The organism is Paractinoplanes deccanensis, assembly GCF_016862115.1.
Taxonomy (GTDB): domain Bacteria; phylum Actinomycetota; class Actinomycetes; order Mycobacteriales; family Micromonosporaceae; genus Actinoplanes; species Actinoplanes deccanensis.
This window is the reverse complement of record NZ_BOMI01000009.1, coordinates 35,130-49,143: the sequence shown is the minus strand read 5'-3', so window position 1 is coordinate 49,143 and position 14,014 is coordinate 35,130. Positions and strand designations below refer to the sequence as shown.

14 protein-coding genes are annotated in these 14,014 nt (G+C 71.4%); 5 read left to right on the top strand and 9 right to left on the bottom strand.

Going from position 1 to position 14,014, the window contains the following annotated elements; all coding sequences use genetic code 11:
- Nucleotides 1-551: 551 nt before the first annotated feature.
- From Ade02nite_RS03325 to Ade02nite_RS03295, 7 genes are all read right to left on the bottom strand, one after another.
- Nucleotides 552-800: a GntR family transcriptional regulator gene (locus tag Ade02nite_RS03325; protein WP_203759994.1), complete on the bottom strand. Its 249-nt coding sequence runs from the start codon at nucleotides 798-800 to the stop codon at nucleotides 552-554.
- Nucleotides 801-1,066: 266 nt separating this feature from the next.
- Nucleotides 1,067-1,915, bottom strand: a complete 849-nt coding sequence (locus Ade02nite_RS03320; protein WP_203759993.1) for an HTTM domain-containing protein — start codon at nucleotides 1,913-1,915, stop codon at nucleotides 1,067-1,069.
- The gene (locus Ade02nite_RS03315) at nucleotides 1,912-2,349 is read right to left on the bottom strand and encodes a hypothetical protein (RefSeq protein WP_203759992.1); all 438 of its coding nucleotides are present in this window, start codon (nucleotides 2,347-2,349) and stop codon (nucleotides 1,912-1,914) included. Before Ade02nite_RS03315 ends, Ade02nite_RS03320 begins: the two co-directional genes overlap by 4 nt.
- 14 nt (nucleotides 2,350-2,363) lie before the next feature.
- A complete protein-coding gene (locus Ade02nite_RS03310; protein WP_203759991.1) occupies nucleotides 2,364-3,191 on the bottom strand; it encodes a carbohydrate ABC transporter permease in 828 nt (275 codons plus the stop codon).
- The gene (locus tag Ade02nite_RS03305) at nucleotides 3,188-4,213 is read right to left on the bottom strand and encodes a carbohydrate ABC transporter permease (RefSeq protein ID WP_239168485.1); all 1,026 of its coding nucleotides are present in this window, start codon (nucleotides 4,211-4,213) and stop codon (nucleotides 3,188-3,190) included. Before Ade02nite_RS03305 ends, Ade02nite_RS03310 begins: the two co-directional genes overlap by 4 nt.
- Before the next feature lie 2 nt (nucleotides 4,214-4,215).
- A complete protein-coding gene (locus Ade02nite_RS03300; RefSeq protein WP_203759990.1) occupies nucleotides 4,216-5,451 on the bottom strand; it encodes a sugar ABC transporter substrate-binding protein in 1,236 nt (411 codons plus the stop codon).
- Nucleotides 5,452-5,476: 25 nt separating this feature from the next.
- Complete coding sequence (locus Ade02nite_RS03295) at nucleotides 5,477-6,463, bottom strand: LacI family DNA-binding transcriptional regulator (RefSeq protein WP_203759989.1); 987 nt, start codon at nucleotides 6,461-6,463, stop codon at nucleotides 5,477-5,479.
- Between the two features lie 143 nt (nucleotides 6,464-6,606).
- Between Ade02nite_RS03295 and Ade02nite_RS03290 the strand changes: the two genes are divergently transcribed.
- A complete protein-coding gene (locus tag Ade02nite_RS03290) occupies nucleotides 6,607-8,544 on the top strand; it encodes a glycogen debranching N-terminal domain-containing protein (RefSeq protein ID WP_203759988.1) in 1,938 nt (645 codons plus the stop codon).
- Here Ade02nite_RS03290 and Ade02nite_RS03285 read toward each other — a convergent pair.
- Nucleotides 8,523-8,927, bottom strand: coding sequence for a thiol-disulfide oxidoreductase DCC family protein (locus Ade02nite_RS03285; protein WP_203759987.1), 405 nt, complete (start codon nucleotides 8,925-8,927; stop codon nucleotides 8,523-8,525). The two genes, Ade02nite_RS03290 and Ade02nite_RS03285, sit on opposite strands and share 22 nt — an antisense overlap.
- A 4-nt stretch (nucleotides 8,928-8,931) precedes the next feature.
- Nucleotides 8,932-9,495 (bottom strand): GNAT family N-acetyltransferase, encoded by a 564-nt coding sequence (locus tag Ade02nite_RS03280; protein WP_203759986.1) that lies wholly within the window; start codon nucleotides 9,493-9,495, stop codon nucleotides 8,932-8,934.
- 59 nt (nucleotides 9,496-9,554) lie between these two features.
- On the opposite strand from Ade02nite_RS03280, the gene Ade02nite_RS03275 reads away from it, so the two are divergent.
- The 4 genes from Ade02nite_RS03275 to Ade02nite_RS03260 are packed head-to-tail and all read left to right on the top strand — an operon-like array spanning nucleotide 9,555 to nucleotide 13,948.
- Entirely contained in the window at nucleotides 9,555-10,784 is a 1,230-nt protein-coding gene (locus Ade02nite_RS03275; RefSeq protein WP_203759985.1) for a winged helix-turn-helix domain-containing protein, read from the top strand.
- 5 nt (nucleotides 10,785-10,789) lie between these two features.
- Nucleotides 10,790-11,314, top strand: coding sequence for a DUF2752 domain-containing protein (locus Ade02nite_RS03270; protein ID WP_203759984.1), 525 nt, complete (start codon nucleotides 10,790-10,792; stop codon nucleotides 11,312-11,314).
- A 26-nt stretch (nucleotides 11,315-11,340) separates the two neighbouring features.
- Nucleotides 11,341-12,234 (top strand): 4-hydroxy-tetrahydrodipicolinate synthase, encoded by an 894-nt coding sequence (gene dapA, locus Ade02nite_RS03265; RefSeq protein ID WP_203759983.1) that lies wholly within the window; start codon nucleotides 11,341-11,343, stop codon nucleotides 12,232-12,234.
- Between the two features lie 25 nt (nucleotides 12,235-12,259).
- The gene (locus Ade02nite_RS03260) at nucleotides 12,260-13,948 is read left to right on the top strand and encodes a ribonuclease J (RefSeq protein ID WP_203759982.1); all 1,689 of its coding nucleotides are present in this window, start codon (nucleotides 12,260-12,262) and stop codon (nucleotides 13,946-13,948) included.
- The last annotated feature ends 66 nt before the right edge of the window (nucleotides 13,949-14,014 follow it).

Sequence of the window (14,014 nt, the reverse complement as noted above, 5' to 3'; positions counted from 1 at the left end):
TCCATCGGCAATTCCAGGCCGGTTGCGCGGGTTGGTGGCCATCGGCGGAGCAGCTGGGCAGGGTTGGCGACAGGAGTAGCGGCGTCAGACAGGGGCCAGCGCAGGGCAGCTCAGCGCGACCATCTCGACATAGCCAGCTCGGCCTCGCCGGCTCAGCGTGGTCGGCTCGGCGGCGAGCTCGGCGTGGTCGGCTCAGCGTGGTCGGCTCGGCGGCCAGCTCGGCGGCTCGGCGCGAGCCATCTCAGCGAGCCATCTCAGCGAGCCATCTCAGCGAGCCATCTCAGCGAGCCATCTCAGCGAGCCATCTCAGCGGGGCAGCTCAGCGGGGTAGCTGTGCGCGGTACAGCTCAGCGAGGTAGCCGAGCGCGGGTCGCGAAGCGCGAGGTACCTCAGCGGGGTAGCTCGCGCGCGGGGTGACGAAGTGAGCGGTAGCTGATAGCGCGGGGTGACGAAGTGCGCGGTAGCGCGGGGTGGCGAAGCGTGCGGCTCACGGCGACGACGCGACGAGGCGCCGGCCGCGCTTGTCGCGTGTGTGCTGTGCCCGGCAAGCATTACGTGCGTGGGCTGACGAACGAGCCTCGCCCCGGCACCGTGTAGACGAGGCCGCGGTCTCGCAGCGCGGCAATCGCATGGCGGGCGGTCGCGCGAGCCACTCCCCAGCGCTGCTGGATGTCGTTCTCGCTGGCGATGGGGGAGTCCACGGGCGCCTTGGCGATCTCCGTGGCCAGCTCGTCCGCGATCATCACGTAGATCGGGCGGGGTGTCCGGTGACGATACGGCTCCTGCGCTTCATCGCCCATGCAGCGAACGGTAGGCGACCACTCACGCGTAGATCCTGCCATCACCGTATATGTACGTACGTAGACGGGCCTGTGCGAGCTGAGTATGGTGGAGATACCGGAGGAAGCCAGCCGGCCCGCGGGGCTTCTTGACCCCGCTGGCAGCTCGGCCCCGACGTCCACGGGACGTCGGGGCCAGTAGTGCCGACTGTGCTTCGACGGTCTGTCCCGCAGCCGGGAAACCGCGGGGAGGTGCGCTCGTGCGGCCGGGCGGCACAAACCGCCGGCTAGCCGCCGCTCTCGGCGACGGCTGGTCGCGTGGCCGTTCGGTGGCGGAGCCACGCGATCGGGCGCACCTTCTCCAGCGGCAGGAAGCTCGTCATCGCCACCAGATGTGGTGCGAACGAGATGGTGATCATGGAGAAGGTCATCAGGTGGAAGGAATAGAAGAAGGCGACGCCCCAGTTTCGCCACTTCTGCGGCACCGCGAAGATGAGCGGGCTGAGCAGCTCGAACAGGATGATGCCGAACTGGGCGGCGATCAGCAGGCCGGGCACGACGGCGATGTGGTCGGCCAGCCAGGTGCCGCGGCGGATGATGGCCTGGGCCAGCACGGCGCTGGTGAGCCAGTCGATGCCGCCGAAGCGGAGTTTCGCGATCGCGGCCAGGAAGTACGTGCAGATCACCGCGATCTGGGTGACGCGCAGCGCCCAGCCGCCCTTCTCGGACATCTCCGTCGCACCGTGCCGGGCGAGGCCGGCCGTCGGCAGCACCGCCAGGGCGACGAGCAGGCCGACGCGGTCGTGGTCGACCTTGCCGTAGCTCATCGCGATGATCATCCACTCGAAGTAGAGCGCGAAGACGGCCCAGCCCAGGGCCCGGGGCGCCCGGCCGGTCGCGGCCGCCAGCGACAGCGCGAGGAGCAGCCAGAACACCGTCCAGACGAGCGCCGGGCCGGGAGTGGGCAGGTGCAGGAGCCGGCCGATCAGCAGCGGCTGGTAGAGCTCCGCCGGCGTGTTCGCGTGCGAGCGCACCCACGGCGTGAAGACGGTGAGGTCGAGCGCCACGAAGCTGTAGACCACCGTGCGGAAGGCGGCGATGCGGCCCTTCGGCACCGGCGCGAAGAGCCACCTCATGGCCGCGTCCACTCGGCGACGACCTCGTCGCGGTAGTCGCCGGTCGGCCGGGCGTGCTCGATGCCGTGCCAGCGGATCACGATTTTCACGGTGCGCAGGGGTGCGGCGCCGGGCGTGTGGGAGGCGTACGCGTCGGCGATGCGGCTCAGGCGGGACGGGTCGGTCTCGTACGCCTGCTGCTGTCCCTCGATCTCGGCCCGCCGGATGCCGCTGTTGCCCTCGGTGATGGCCACCGTGCGCCCGGCGGTGTCGACGCCCTCGACGCGGGTGTCCTTCGCGTCGCCGTTCGGGTCGGGTGCCGTCGAATACATCCGGAACGGGCCGAACGGGAAGTCGTCGTCGACACCCCAGAAGGTGCCGGCGAGCAGCAGCGCGCCGGCGACCAGGGTGGCGACCACCCGCAGCCGCCGGCCACGCACGGTTAGCTCATCCACAGCGAGACAACCTACTAGCCCTTGTCAGCCCCTTCGGCCGCGTCCCGCACGAAGTAGCGCTGGAAGACCACGAAGATGATCGCGACCGGGATCGTGGCGAGCAGCGCGGCGCCCAGCTTGAGCGGATATTGGGTGCCGGCGCCGAGCGAGCCGCTGACCAGGTCGGCCAGGCCGCGCGGCAGGGTGAACAGGCCCGGGTCCTGCACGGCGACCAGGGTGTGCGGAAACTCGTTCCACACGCCGGTGAACATCAGTATGGTCACCGCGATGAGGGCCGGCCGGGCCATCGGGAGCACCACCGACCAGAAGGTCCGGAACGCGCCGGCGCCGTCGATGCGGGCGGCCTCCTCGACGCTGACGGGCACCGAGTCGAAGAACTGCTTCATGATGAAGACGCCGGTCGCGTCGGCCAGCAGCGGGACGATGAGCGCGGCGTAGCTGTCGTACATGCCGAGCTGGTTGAGCACCAGGAACTTCGGGATGAGCAGCACCACCGGCGGCACCGCCATCAGGGCGATGAGCAGGGCAAAGAGAAATTTCCGGCCGCGGAACCGGAGCCGGGACAACGCGTAGCCGGCCATCGAGCCGAACAGCACGCGGGACAGGGTGACGACCACGGCGACGAGCACGGAGTTGCCCAGCCAGGTCGGGAACCCGGTGCCCTCGAAGATGCGTACGACCGAGTCTGTGGTGAAGGGCGAGGGCACGGGGGACAGCGGATGGGCGGCCGCGTCGGCCTCGGTCTTGAACGAGTTCGCGATCTGGATGACGAACGGGTAGAGGAAGACGATCGCGAAGAAGGTCAGGATCGCGTAGCCGAGGAACCGGTTGAGCAGTTTCATCCGCGCTCCCGGGTCAGCCATCGCTGGAACAGGGTCAGCACCACGATGATGAGGAACAGGACGAACGAGATCGCCGCGCCGGTGCCGTAGTCGAAGTCGCGGAACGCCGTCCGGTACGACAGGAACGCCGGGGTCAGTGTCGTCTTCGCCGGGTTGCCCTGGCTCATCACGTAGATCTGGTCGAAGACCTGCCAGGTGCCGATCAGGCCGAGCGTGACCACCAGGAAGGTGGTGGGCCGCAGCGCCGGCAGCGTGATGTACCGGAACCGCTGCCACCGCGAGGCGCCGTCGATCATGCCGGCCTCCTCGAGCTGCACCGGCACGTTCTGCAGGGCGGCCAGGTACATCAGCATGAACGTGCCCGAGGTGGTCCAGACGACCAGCGAGATGATCGCGCACATCGCCACGCTGGGCCCGGAGGTCCAGTCCCACCAGCTCAGTCCGAGCACCCCGTGATCGGCGAGCGCGGACGGCGGCGCGTTGACGTCGACCAGCCCGATGCTGTCGAGGAACAGGTGAATGACGCCGCGCGGGTCGGAGAACCACTGCGGCCCGCTGATGCCGAACACGCTCAGGATCGCGTTGATCGCCCCGCCGTTGGCGAACATGAACAGGAACACCACGCTGATCGCGACCGAGCTGGTCACCGACGGGAAGTAGAACGCCGAGCGGAAGAACGCCTTGCGCTTGTTCACGATCACGGCGAGGCCGAGGGCGAGCACGGTCTGGATCGGCACCACGAAGAACACGTAGTAGGCGTTGTTGCGGATGCTGGTCATGAAGTCCTGGCGGGTCAGGCCCTCGTCGGTGAACAGCCGGGTGTAGTTGCCGGCGCCGGCGAACGGCACGTCGCCGGTGAACGGGCTGCCCTGGCCGTTCCAGCGGGTGAGGCTCACCCACAGCGCCATGAGGATCGGCAGCAGCATGAACAGCCCGAGGACGATCACGACCGGAGCGACGAAGAGCCAGCCCGCGACCCGTTCGCCGCTCCTCGTGGAGGGAGCCCGTCTCGAGAGCGCCACGCTCAGCCGCCCAGGGCCGACTTGGCGTTCTTGTCGAAGCGCTGGAGGACGGCCTTCGGGTCGCCGTTCTGCAGGCCCTGGAGGCCGGCGTCGAGGTCGGCGAGCACGCTGTCCATCTTGGGCGCGTTCACCGGGCCTTGCGCGTATCGCGCGCCGGCCACGAACGGGGCGTCGTCGGGGTACTGCTGCTGGTAGGAGGCTTGCGCGTCCTGCCGGGAGGGCATGACGCCGAACGCCTTGGCGAAGCCGAGCTGCTCGTCGGCGGTGGTCATGGCCTGCACGAAGGCGACCGCCTGCTGCTTGAACTTGCTCTTGGCCGCGATGCCCCAGCACTGCGTGAACGAGAGCGTGCCCTTGCCCTTCGGCCCGGCGGGCAGCTCCACGACCTTGTACTTGATGTCGGGGAAGTCGGCGCTGAGCGCACCCTTGATCCAGTTGCCCTCGATGGTCATGGCGACCTTGCCCTTGCCGAACGCCTCGCCGGCCCAGCCGGCGTCGAGCGCCTTGGGATACTTGGCCAGGCCGTCCTTGAGCAGTCCCTGGACGTACGTGAGCGCCTGCTCGTTCTGCGGCGTGTCCGCGGTGGCCTGCTTGCCGTCCGGGCTGACCCACCAGCCCCCGGCCTGCACGAGGAAGGCGCCGATCCGGTCGCGGGTGTCGCCGATCGCGAGCGGGGTGATGCCCTTCGCCTTGATCTTCTCGGCGGTCGCCCGGAGCTGGTCCCACGTGGTGGGGACGTCCGCGTCGGTCAGCCCGGCCTTCTGCCACAGCCCGGTGTTGATCTGCAGCGCCAGCGTCGAGGTGTCCTTGGGCAGGCAGTACAGCTTCCCGTCGTACGTGAAGCTCTGCCGCAGATTGGGCAGGAAGGCGTCACTGCCGGCAAGACCTTGGGCGTACGGGTCGAGCGCGCCCACACTCGCGTAGTCGGCGAAGCGGGCCGCGTCGACGTAGAACACGTCCGGCGGGTTGCTGCCGGCGAGGCCCTGCCCGAGCTGCTGGACGATGTCCTGCGCGGGGATGATCGTGGCCTTGTTGCCGCTGCCGGAGGCCCATTCGGCGGCCGCCGCCTGCACGGCCTTGGTCTCCGCGTCGCCGGACGAGGCGATCATGATCTGGAGGTCGGCCGGGCCGGCGCTCTGCTGGGTCGTGGACTTGTCGTCGTCGAAGCCGCTGCCGCAGGCGCTCACCGCGACGAGCGACCCGGCGAGGACCGCGGCGAGCAGTTTTCGGCTGGTCATCGCATGTCTCCTCAGGCGTGGGGGATCAGGCCGTCTGGCGGAGCACCAGGGACGGCGGGAGCAGGACGTGGGTGGGAGCCGAGGGGGCGCGGCCGTCGAGCAGCTCGCGCAGCAGGTCCATGCAGCGACCGGCGGCCTCGGCGAGGGGCTGGCTGACGCTGGTGAGGCCGATCGCGCGGGCGACGGCCGTGTCGTCGAAGCCGATCACCGCGCAGTCGCGGCCCATCTCGCGGGCCGCCTCGAGCGCCCCGAGGGCGAGGGAGTCGCTGGCGCAGACGAGCGCTGTCGTGTCGGGCTCGGCGGCGAGCAGCCCGCGGGCCGCCGCGGCGCCGGTGTCGACGCCGTCCTCGACGCCGGCCGAGGAGCCGAGCAGGTGGGCCGCTCCCAGGGCGCGCGCCCAGCCCTCGCGCCGCGCGTCGCCGACGCCGGACCCGGCCGGCCAGCCGAGGAATCCGATGCGCCGGTGGCCGGTGGCGAGCAACCGCTCGGTGGCGGCGGTGGTCCCGGAGGCGTTGTCGACGTCGACCCACGAGTGGGTGTCGGGGGCGCCCCAGGGCCGGCCGAAGGTGACGAAGGGAATGTCGCGCCCGGCCAGCCACGAGGTGCGGGGGTCGCCGTGGTGCGTGCTGGTGAGGACGAAGGCGTCGAGGTCGTACGCGGAGAGCAGCTCCTCGTACGTCGCGATCTCGTCGTCGTCGCCGGCGGCCGTGTAGAGCATCACGCGGTATCCGGCGAGGCCCGCGGCGTCGGTCAGCCCGTGCAGGAAGCGGTCGAGCACCGAGCCGTTGATGCCGTCGTTCGCCGGCTCGATGCGCACGGCGATCAGCCGGGACCGGCCGGTGCGCATCTGGCGGGCCGCCTGGTTGACCCGGTAGCCGAGCTCGGCGATCGCCTCGCGCACCCGCTCGCGGGTCTCCTCGCGCACCACGTCCGGCGTGTTGAGCACGTTGGACACGGTCTGGCGGGAGACGCCGGCACGCCGGGCCACCGTGGCGATCGTTACCTTTTCCACCGATTCGTGCCTTCCAAGGTCTTGAACGATCAAATTCCTGGACGGCAGTATTGACTGAAAAGCGGAATTGGATCGTTCAAGTTGCGGGATTGTTTCCGAGCTTCGCCGTTCCCCCGCACCGTGTCAACCCCCGAGGAGATCGCGTGGCTCTCCAGCCCCTCCTGCACGACCTGGTCCCCACGCTCGCCGCGCCGACCTCGGCGCTTTCCGGGCCGGACGGGCAGATCCGGGCCGCCGGCGTGCAGGGCGTCTTCCACGCCGACCGCCGGATCGTGTCGCTGGCCCTGCTGCGCCTCGACGGCCGTGAGCCCGAGCCCATCGGCTGGTCCGTCGAGGACGCCGGGACGACCCGCTTCGTCTCGCTGGCCCGCTGGCTCGGCGATCCCGGGCCCGACCCCACCGTGCGCGTCGACCGGATCCGGCGGGTGCGCCCCGGCTCGGTCACGGAGGAGATCCGCATCTCGTCGACCGCGTCCGTGCCGGTCACCACGGCGGTCACCGTGGACGTCGAGAGCGACCTCGCGCCGATCGAGACGGTGAAATCCGGGGAGGTCCGTTCGTCTCCGCCGGCCGCGATCGACGTCCGCGTGGGCGGTGACCTGGACTGCAAGGTCACCCTCGCGCCCGGCCAGAGCGTCACGCTGCGCTGGTCGGCGACCGTGGACGACGCCGGCGCGGTGATGCTGGCGGGCCCGCGGGGCGACTTCGCGAGGCCGGCCGTCACGGCGTACGACAACCGCCTGGAACGCCTCGTCGCCCGGTCGGTCGACGATCTCGCGGCGCTGCGGCTGACCACCCCGGACGACGACGGCGACACGTTCCTCGGCGCGGGCGTCCCGTGGTATCTCACGCTCTTCGGCCGCGACAGCCTCTGGGCGGCCCGGATGATGCTGCCGCTCGGCACCGACCTGGCCATGGGCACGCTGCGGGTGCTCGGCCGCCGTCAGGGCGTCCGCGCCGACCCGGCGACCGGCGAGGCGCCCGGCAAGATCATGCACGAGCTGCGCCGCGCCGACACCGCCGGCTCGCTGCCCGCCGCGTACTACGGCACGATCGACGCCACCCCGCTCTGGATCAGCCTGCTGCATGACGCCTGGCGCTGGGGCCACGCGCCGGACGAGGTCGCCGCCCTGCTGCCGCGGCTGGAGGCGGCCCTCGGGTGGCTCGCCGACCACGCCGACCCCGACGGCGACGGCTTCCTCGAATACATCGACAGCACCGGCCGCGGCCTCGCCAACCAGGGCTGGAAGGACTCGCACGACGCGGTCCGCTTCCACGACGGCCGGCTCGCCGGCGCGCCGATCGCGCTGGCCGAGGTGCAGGGCTACGCGTACCGGGCGGCCCTGGACGGCGCCGCGCTGCTCACCGCGTTCGGCAGGCCCGGCGCCGCGCGGTGGGAGGACTACGCGGCCGCGCTGTCGGAGCGGTTCCGGGCGGCGTTCTGGGTCGACGGCGGCCGCTACCCCGCGCTGGCGCTCGACCGCGACAAGCGCCCGGTCGACTCGCTGACCAGCAACATCGGCCACCTGCTCGGAACCGGCATTCTCAACGCCGACGAGGAGCGCCGGGTCGCCGCCGCCCTGGCCTCCGAGGAGATGTCGGGCGGCTACGGCCTGCGCACGATGTCGGCCGCCGACCGCGGGTTCGCGCCGCTGTCGTACCACTGCGGGTCGATCTGGGCGCACGACACGGCCATCGTCGCCGCGGGTCTCGCCTCCGGCGGCTTCGCCACCGCCTCGGCGCGTCTCATCGACGGTCTGCTCACGGCGGGTGAGGCGTTCGGCTTCCGGCTTCCCGAGCTGTACGGGGGCGACGACCGCGCGACGCTCAGCCGGCCCGTGCCCTACCCCGCCAGCTGCCACCCGCAGGCGTGGTCGGCGGCCTCCGCGATCCACATCGTGCGTGCGATGATCGGTCTGGATCCCGACGTGCCGAACGGGGTCGTGCGGGTGCGCCCGATGCCCGGCGCCCCGGAGGTCCGCGGCCTGCGCCTGGCCGGCCACGCCGTGGACTTTACGAACGGCGAGGTGAGCGGCCTACCGAGCCGTCTGACGGTGACCTATCCGGCGTCCTTGCCGTAGAGCAGGTCGCGCTGGGCCTGGGGGAGCGAGCACGCCGCGGTGCCGCCGGGCAGCAGGTGGCGATGCTCGGCGACCCAGCGGTACGCCGGCCAGGCGGCCAGCCGCACCGGGCCCAGCTGGAGCGCGCCGCCCGCGAACTGCCAGGCGCGGCCCGCGTCGCGCAGCATCAGGGCGATCGCGTCGGGACCGGCGGCCCGCGCCCCGTCGGCGCCGACCCACTGGACCGCCTCCTCGCACTCCTCGGTGGTCAGCCCCAGCGCGTCCAGGTCGGCGAACTGCCAGGGGATCACCCGGGCGTGGGTGGGGATGCGGCGCTCGATGAAGTCGGCGCACGTCGTACAGAAGGAGCAGTCGCCGTCGTAGACGAAGGTCGGCGTGGTCACGCGCCTATTCTTCCGCGACCGCGACGTGCATCCGCACCTGGGGCACGAGCATGTCGTCCACGTCGAGCGCCCGCCCGGCCCCGTCCGGCTCCCAGCCGGCCGACGCCAGGAACTTCTGCATGGCCTGGTCCTGTTCGTACGCCCAGGCGACCGCGCGCGCGAAGCCGTCGTCGCGCCAGTGCGCGACAGCCGCGCTGAGCAGGCGGCTCCCGTGCCCGCGCCGCCCCCAGCGCGGCTCCACCAGCAGGTCGGTCACCGCGGCGACCTCGGCCGGCAACGGCGGCTCCTCGGGCGCGAGCGCCTGCTCGTCGGCGGGGCCGAACGCGGCGAAGCCCACCACCTGGGTCGCCGTGTCGCTCTGCTCCACCGCGATGAGCACCCGGTGCCGCTGCGAGGGCGCCGCCGTGATCGCCTCGGTCCAGCCGCGCGCCAGATAGCCGACGTCCAGGTTGGCCAGCACGTGCGCCGGGAACATCCGCCGGTACGCGGAGCGCCATGTGCTCAGCTGGATCCGCGCGATCTCGGGCGCGTCCTCGGGGCGAGCGGGACGGACGAAGCCGATTGCCATGCGGGGCAGCCTACCGAGGGCGGATTTTTGTCACACCCTTCGTCTACCGTCCGAAGGCGATGGCACTCCCCGAGATCCTCTCCGTCGCGCAGGCCCGCCGCGTCACGCTGGCCGCGCAGGGCTTCGCCGACCCCAAGCCGGGCGGCGCGACCGACCTGCGTCACCTGCGGCGCGTGCTGCGCCGGGTCCACCTCATCCAGATGGACTCGGTCAACGTGCTCCAGCGGGCCCACTTCATGCCGCTCTACAGCCGCCTCGGTCCCTATCCGGTCGAGCTGCTCGAGCGGGCCGCCTACCGCAAGCCCCGCGAGCTCTTCGAGTTCTGGGGCCACGAGGCGTCACTGATCACCACCGACCTCCAGCCGCTGTTCCGCTGGCGCATGGAGCGGGCCGCCGACTACGCCTGGGGCGGCATGGTCCGCATCGCGCGGGAGCAGCCCGAGCTGATCGAGCGGGTGCTCGCCGTCGTGCGCGACCGCGGCCCGATCACCGCCGCCGAGATCGAGCACGACGAGCCCCGCCGCTCCGACCACTGGGGATGGAACTGGTCGTCGGTCAAGCAGGCGCTGGAGTGGCTGTTCTACTCCGGTCAGGTGACCGCCGCCGAGCGCACCACGTCGTTCGCCCGGCGCTACGACCTGCCCGAGCGCGTGCTGCCCGCCGCCGTGCTCAACGCGCCCACCCCGCACCCGCAGGACGCGTTCCGTGCCCTGGTCGGGCTCTCCGCCCGCGCCCTCGGCGTCGCGGCCGAGCCCGAGCTGCGCGACTACTTCCGCCTGCCGGTCGACGGCTTCAAGCGGGCCGTCGCCGAGCTGGTCGAGGACAAGGTGCTGCTGCCCGTGCGGGTCAAGGGCTGGAAGCCGTCCGCCTACCTGCATCACGAGGCCCGGCTGCCGCGCCGGGTCAACGCCGCCACGCTGATCAGCCCGTTCGACCCGCTGATCTGGGAGCGCGGCCGCACCGAGCGGCTCTTCGGCATGAACTACCGCATCGAGATCTACGTGCCCGCCGCCCAGCGCCTCTACGGCTACTACGTGCTGCCGTTCCTGCTCGGCGACCAGCTCGCGGCCCGGGTCGACCTCAAGGCCGACCGCAAGGCCGGCGAGCTGCTCATCCCGGCCGCCTGGCTCGAGCCCGAGGCCGACCAGGAGGAGACGGCGGCCGCCCTCGCCGCCGAGCTGCACCGCCTCGCCGGCTGGCTCGGCCTGGAGCGCATCGCCACCCCGGAGCGGGGTGATCTCGCCGGCCCGCTGACCGCGGCGCTCAAGAGCGCCGCGGGTGTAGCGTGACGGCCATGAGCGCGCTGGACAATCAGCCGGTGCAGGGCCCGCCGGTGCCGCCGGAGTGGCTCGCCTACTACGCGCAGCCCAAGCAGGACCGCGTCACGCGTTTCGTGCAGCGGGTCTGGACGAGGTCCCCCGTCTGGGCCGCCCCCGTTGCCCTTCTGGCCTGCATGGGCGGCGCGGTCGGCTATACCTTGGCCACCCATCCCGCCGAGGCCGGCGCCGGTGAGCCGCCCACCTGCCTGCTCAAATACACGACCGGCTTCGTCTGCCCGGGCTGCGGCGGCACCCGCGCGGCGTGGTACCTGCTGCACGGCGACCTCCCGGCCGCCGCCCGCCACCACGCGATCTTCACGTTCGCGGTGCCGTTCCTCCTTTACATGTACGTGGCCTGGGCCGGCAAAAGGCTGTTCAACTGGAAGCTGCCGCAGCTCACCCTGAGCCCGGCGGTCCTGATCGCTTTTGTCGCGGTCTGGGGCGTCTGGAGCGTGCTGCGCAACCTGCCCTGGGCCCCGTTCACCGCGCTCTACGTCTGAGCGGGCCGTCCGATAGGTTGTGGGGTATGACGCACGACCCGCGACCCTTCGGACGGCTGTTGACCGCGATGGTCACCCCGTTCGCCCCGGACGGCTCCCTCGACGTCGAGGGCGCGGCAAAACTGGCCACCTACCTCGTCGACGAGCAGCGCAACGACGCGCTCGTCGTCAGCGGCACCACGGGTGAGTCCCCGACGACCACCGACGCCGAAAAGGAGACCCTGCTCCGCGCCGTCGTGGACGCGGTCGGCGACCGGGCCCGCGTGGTCGCCGGCGTGGGCACCAACAACACGGCGCACACCATCGAGCTGGCGCACGCCGCCGAAAAGGCCGGCGCCCACGGCCTGCTGGTCGTCACGCCCTACTACAACAAGCCCCCGCAGGCCGGCGTCGAGCGCCACTTCCTGACGGTCGCCGACGCGGTCGGCCTGCCCGTGATGGTCTACGACATCCCGCACCGCGCCGGCACGGCGATCGCCACCGAGACGATGTGCCGCATCGCCGAGCACGAGCGGATCGTGGCGGTCAAGGATGCCAAGGGCGATCTGACCGCTTCGTCCTGGGTGCTCAGCCGCACCGGCCTGGCCTACTACTCCGGCGACGACGCGGCGACGCTGCCGCTGCTGTCGATCGGCGGTGTCGGCCTGGTCGGCACCTCCACCCACTTCACCGGCGTCCTGGCCAAGGAGATGATCGAGGCGTTCGAGCGTGGCGACAACGCCGCCGCGCTCGCCTTGCACCGCCGGGCGATGCCGCTGTTCACCGGCATCTTCCGGGTGCCGGGGACCATGCTGGTCAAGGCGGGTCTCAACGCGCAGGGCCGCCCGGCGGGCCCGGTCCGCTCGCCGCTGGTCGAGGCGACCGGCGCGGAGCTCGACCAGCTGCGCCGCGACGCCGCGGCCGCCGGCATCACCCTCTGAAGAGCAGAAAGATAGATATACGCGAATGAGTCAAGCGCACGTGGATCTGGACGCGCCGCCGCCGCTCCCGGAGGGCGCCCTGCGCGTCATCCCGCTCGGCGGGCTCGGCGCCATCGGCCGCAACATGACGGTCCTGGAGTTCGACGGCAAGCTGCTGGTCATCGACTGCGGTGTGCTCTTCCCCGACGTGGAACAGCCGGGCGTCGACCTGATCCTGCCCGACTTCACGCCCATCCTCGACCGGCTCGACGACATCCAGGCGATCGTGCTCACCCACGGCCACGAGGACCACATCGGCGCCGTGCCCTACCTGCTCGCCCACAAGGCGGACATCCCGCTGGTCGGCTCCGAGTTCACGCTGGCGCTGGTCGAGGCCAAGCTGGCCGAGCGCCGCCTGGACCCGTACACGTTGACGGTGCGGGAAGGCCAGAGCGAGCGCCTCGGGCCGTTCGACTGCGAGTTCTTCGCGGTCAACCACTCGATCCCCGACGCGCTGGCCGTCGCCGTGCGCACGCCCGCGGGCCTCGTGCTGCACACCGGCGACTTCAAGATGGACCAGGTGCCGCTCGACGGCCGCATCACCGACCTGGCCGGCTTCGCGCGGCTCGGCGCCGAGGGCGTCGACCTGCTGCTGTCCGACTCGACAAACGCCGAGGTGCCCGGCTTCGTCGCCCCCGAGCGCGACATCGGCCCGGTGCTCAGCGCCATCTTCGGCAAGGCCAAGGGCCGCATCATCGTGGCGAGCTTCGCCTCCCACGTGCACCGGGTCCAGCAGGTCATGGACGCCGCCTGGGAATACGACCGCAAGGTCGCCCTGATCGGCCGCTCCATGGTGCGCAACATGGGCATCGCCCGCGACCTCGGCCTGCTCAACATCCCCGACGGCCTGCTGGTCAGCCTCGACGAGGCGACCCACCTGCCCGCCGACGAGATCGTCTTCATGTCGACCGGCTCGCAGGGCGAGCCGATGAGCGCGCTCGGCCGCATGTCCACCGGCGACCACCGGCACATCACGATCGAGCCCGGCGACACCGTGGTGCTCGCCAGCTCGCTCGTGCCCGGCAACGAGACCTCGGTCTACCGGGTGATCAACATGCTGTCCCGGGCCGGCGCCACCGTCGTGCACAAAGAGACGGCCAAGGTGCACGTCTCCGGCCACGCCCCGGCCGGCGAGCTGATGTACCTGCTCAACGTGGTGCGCCCCAGCAACCTCATGCCGGTGCACGGCGAGTGGCGCCACCTGCGCGCCCACGCCCAGCTCGGCATCGAGTCGGGCGTCGCGCCCGACCGGGTCGTGCTCTGCGAGGACGGCGACGTCGTCGACCTGGTCGAGGGCCACGCCCGGCACGTCGGCCGGGTCAAGAACAGATATGTGTACGTGGACGGCCTCGCGGTCGGCGACGTCAGCGAGTCGCTGCTCACCGAGCGCCGGATCCTCGGCGACGGCGGCTTCATCTCGGCCACCGTGGTGATCGACTCGGTGACCGGCAAGGTGGTCGGCGAGCCGAGCGTCTCCGCCAAGGGCTTCTCCGAGGACCCGGACGCGTTCAACCCGGTCATCCCACTGCTGACCGCGGCCCTGCACCGCTCGGCCGAGGACGGCATCACCGACACCCACCAACTGCAGCAGGTCGTGCGCCGTACGGTGGGCCGATGGGTCAACGACGCGTACCGCCGCCGACCCATGATCGTGCCAACCGTCGTCGAAGTCTGAGGCGTTTTTAAACCTTTCGCTGCTTTGCCCCGTACCTCTGGTCACCGGTGCCGCCCCCACGGCACC

Bases quoted from the DNA above. Each gene is read 5' to 3' on its own strand.
- Ade02nite_RS03280 (WP_203759986.1), bottom strand. From the start codon at position 9,495: ATGGCAATCGGCTTCGTCCGTCCCGCTCGCCCCGAGGACGCGCCCGAG.
- Ade02nite_RS03310 (WP_203759991.1), bottom strand. From the start codon at position 3,191: ATGAAACTGCTCAACCGGTTCCTCGGCTACGCGATCCTGACCTTCTTC.
- Ade02nite_RS03275 (WP_203759985.1), top strand. From the start codon at position 9,555: ATGGCACTCCCCGAGATCCTCTCCGTCGCGCAGGCCCGCCGCGTCACG.
- dapA (WP_203759983.1), top strand. From the start codon at position 11,341: ATGACGCACGACCCGCGACCCTTCGGACGGCTGTTGACCGCGATGGTC.
- Ade02nite_RS03320 (WP_203759993.1), bottom strand. From the start codon at position 1,915: ATGAGGTGGCTCTTCGCGCCGGTGCCGAAGGGCCGCATCGCCGCCTTC.
- Ade02nite_RS03300 (WP_203759990.1), bottom strand. From the start codon at position 5,451: ATGACCAGCCGAAAACTGCTCGCCGCGGTCCTCGCCGGGTCGCTCGTC.
- Ade02nite_RS03260 (WP_203759982.1), top strand. From the start codon at position 12,260: ATGAGTCAAGCGCACGTGGATCTGGACGCGCCGCCGCCGCTCCCGGAG.
- Ade02nite_RS03325 (WP_203759994.1), bottom strand. From the start codon at position 800: ATGGGCGATGAAGCGCAGGAGCCGTATCGTCACCGGACACCCCGCCCG.
- Ade02nite_RS03270 (WP_203759984.1), top strand. From the start codon at position 10,790: ATGAGCGCGCTGGACAATCAGCCGGTGCAGGGCCCGCCGGTGCCGCCG.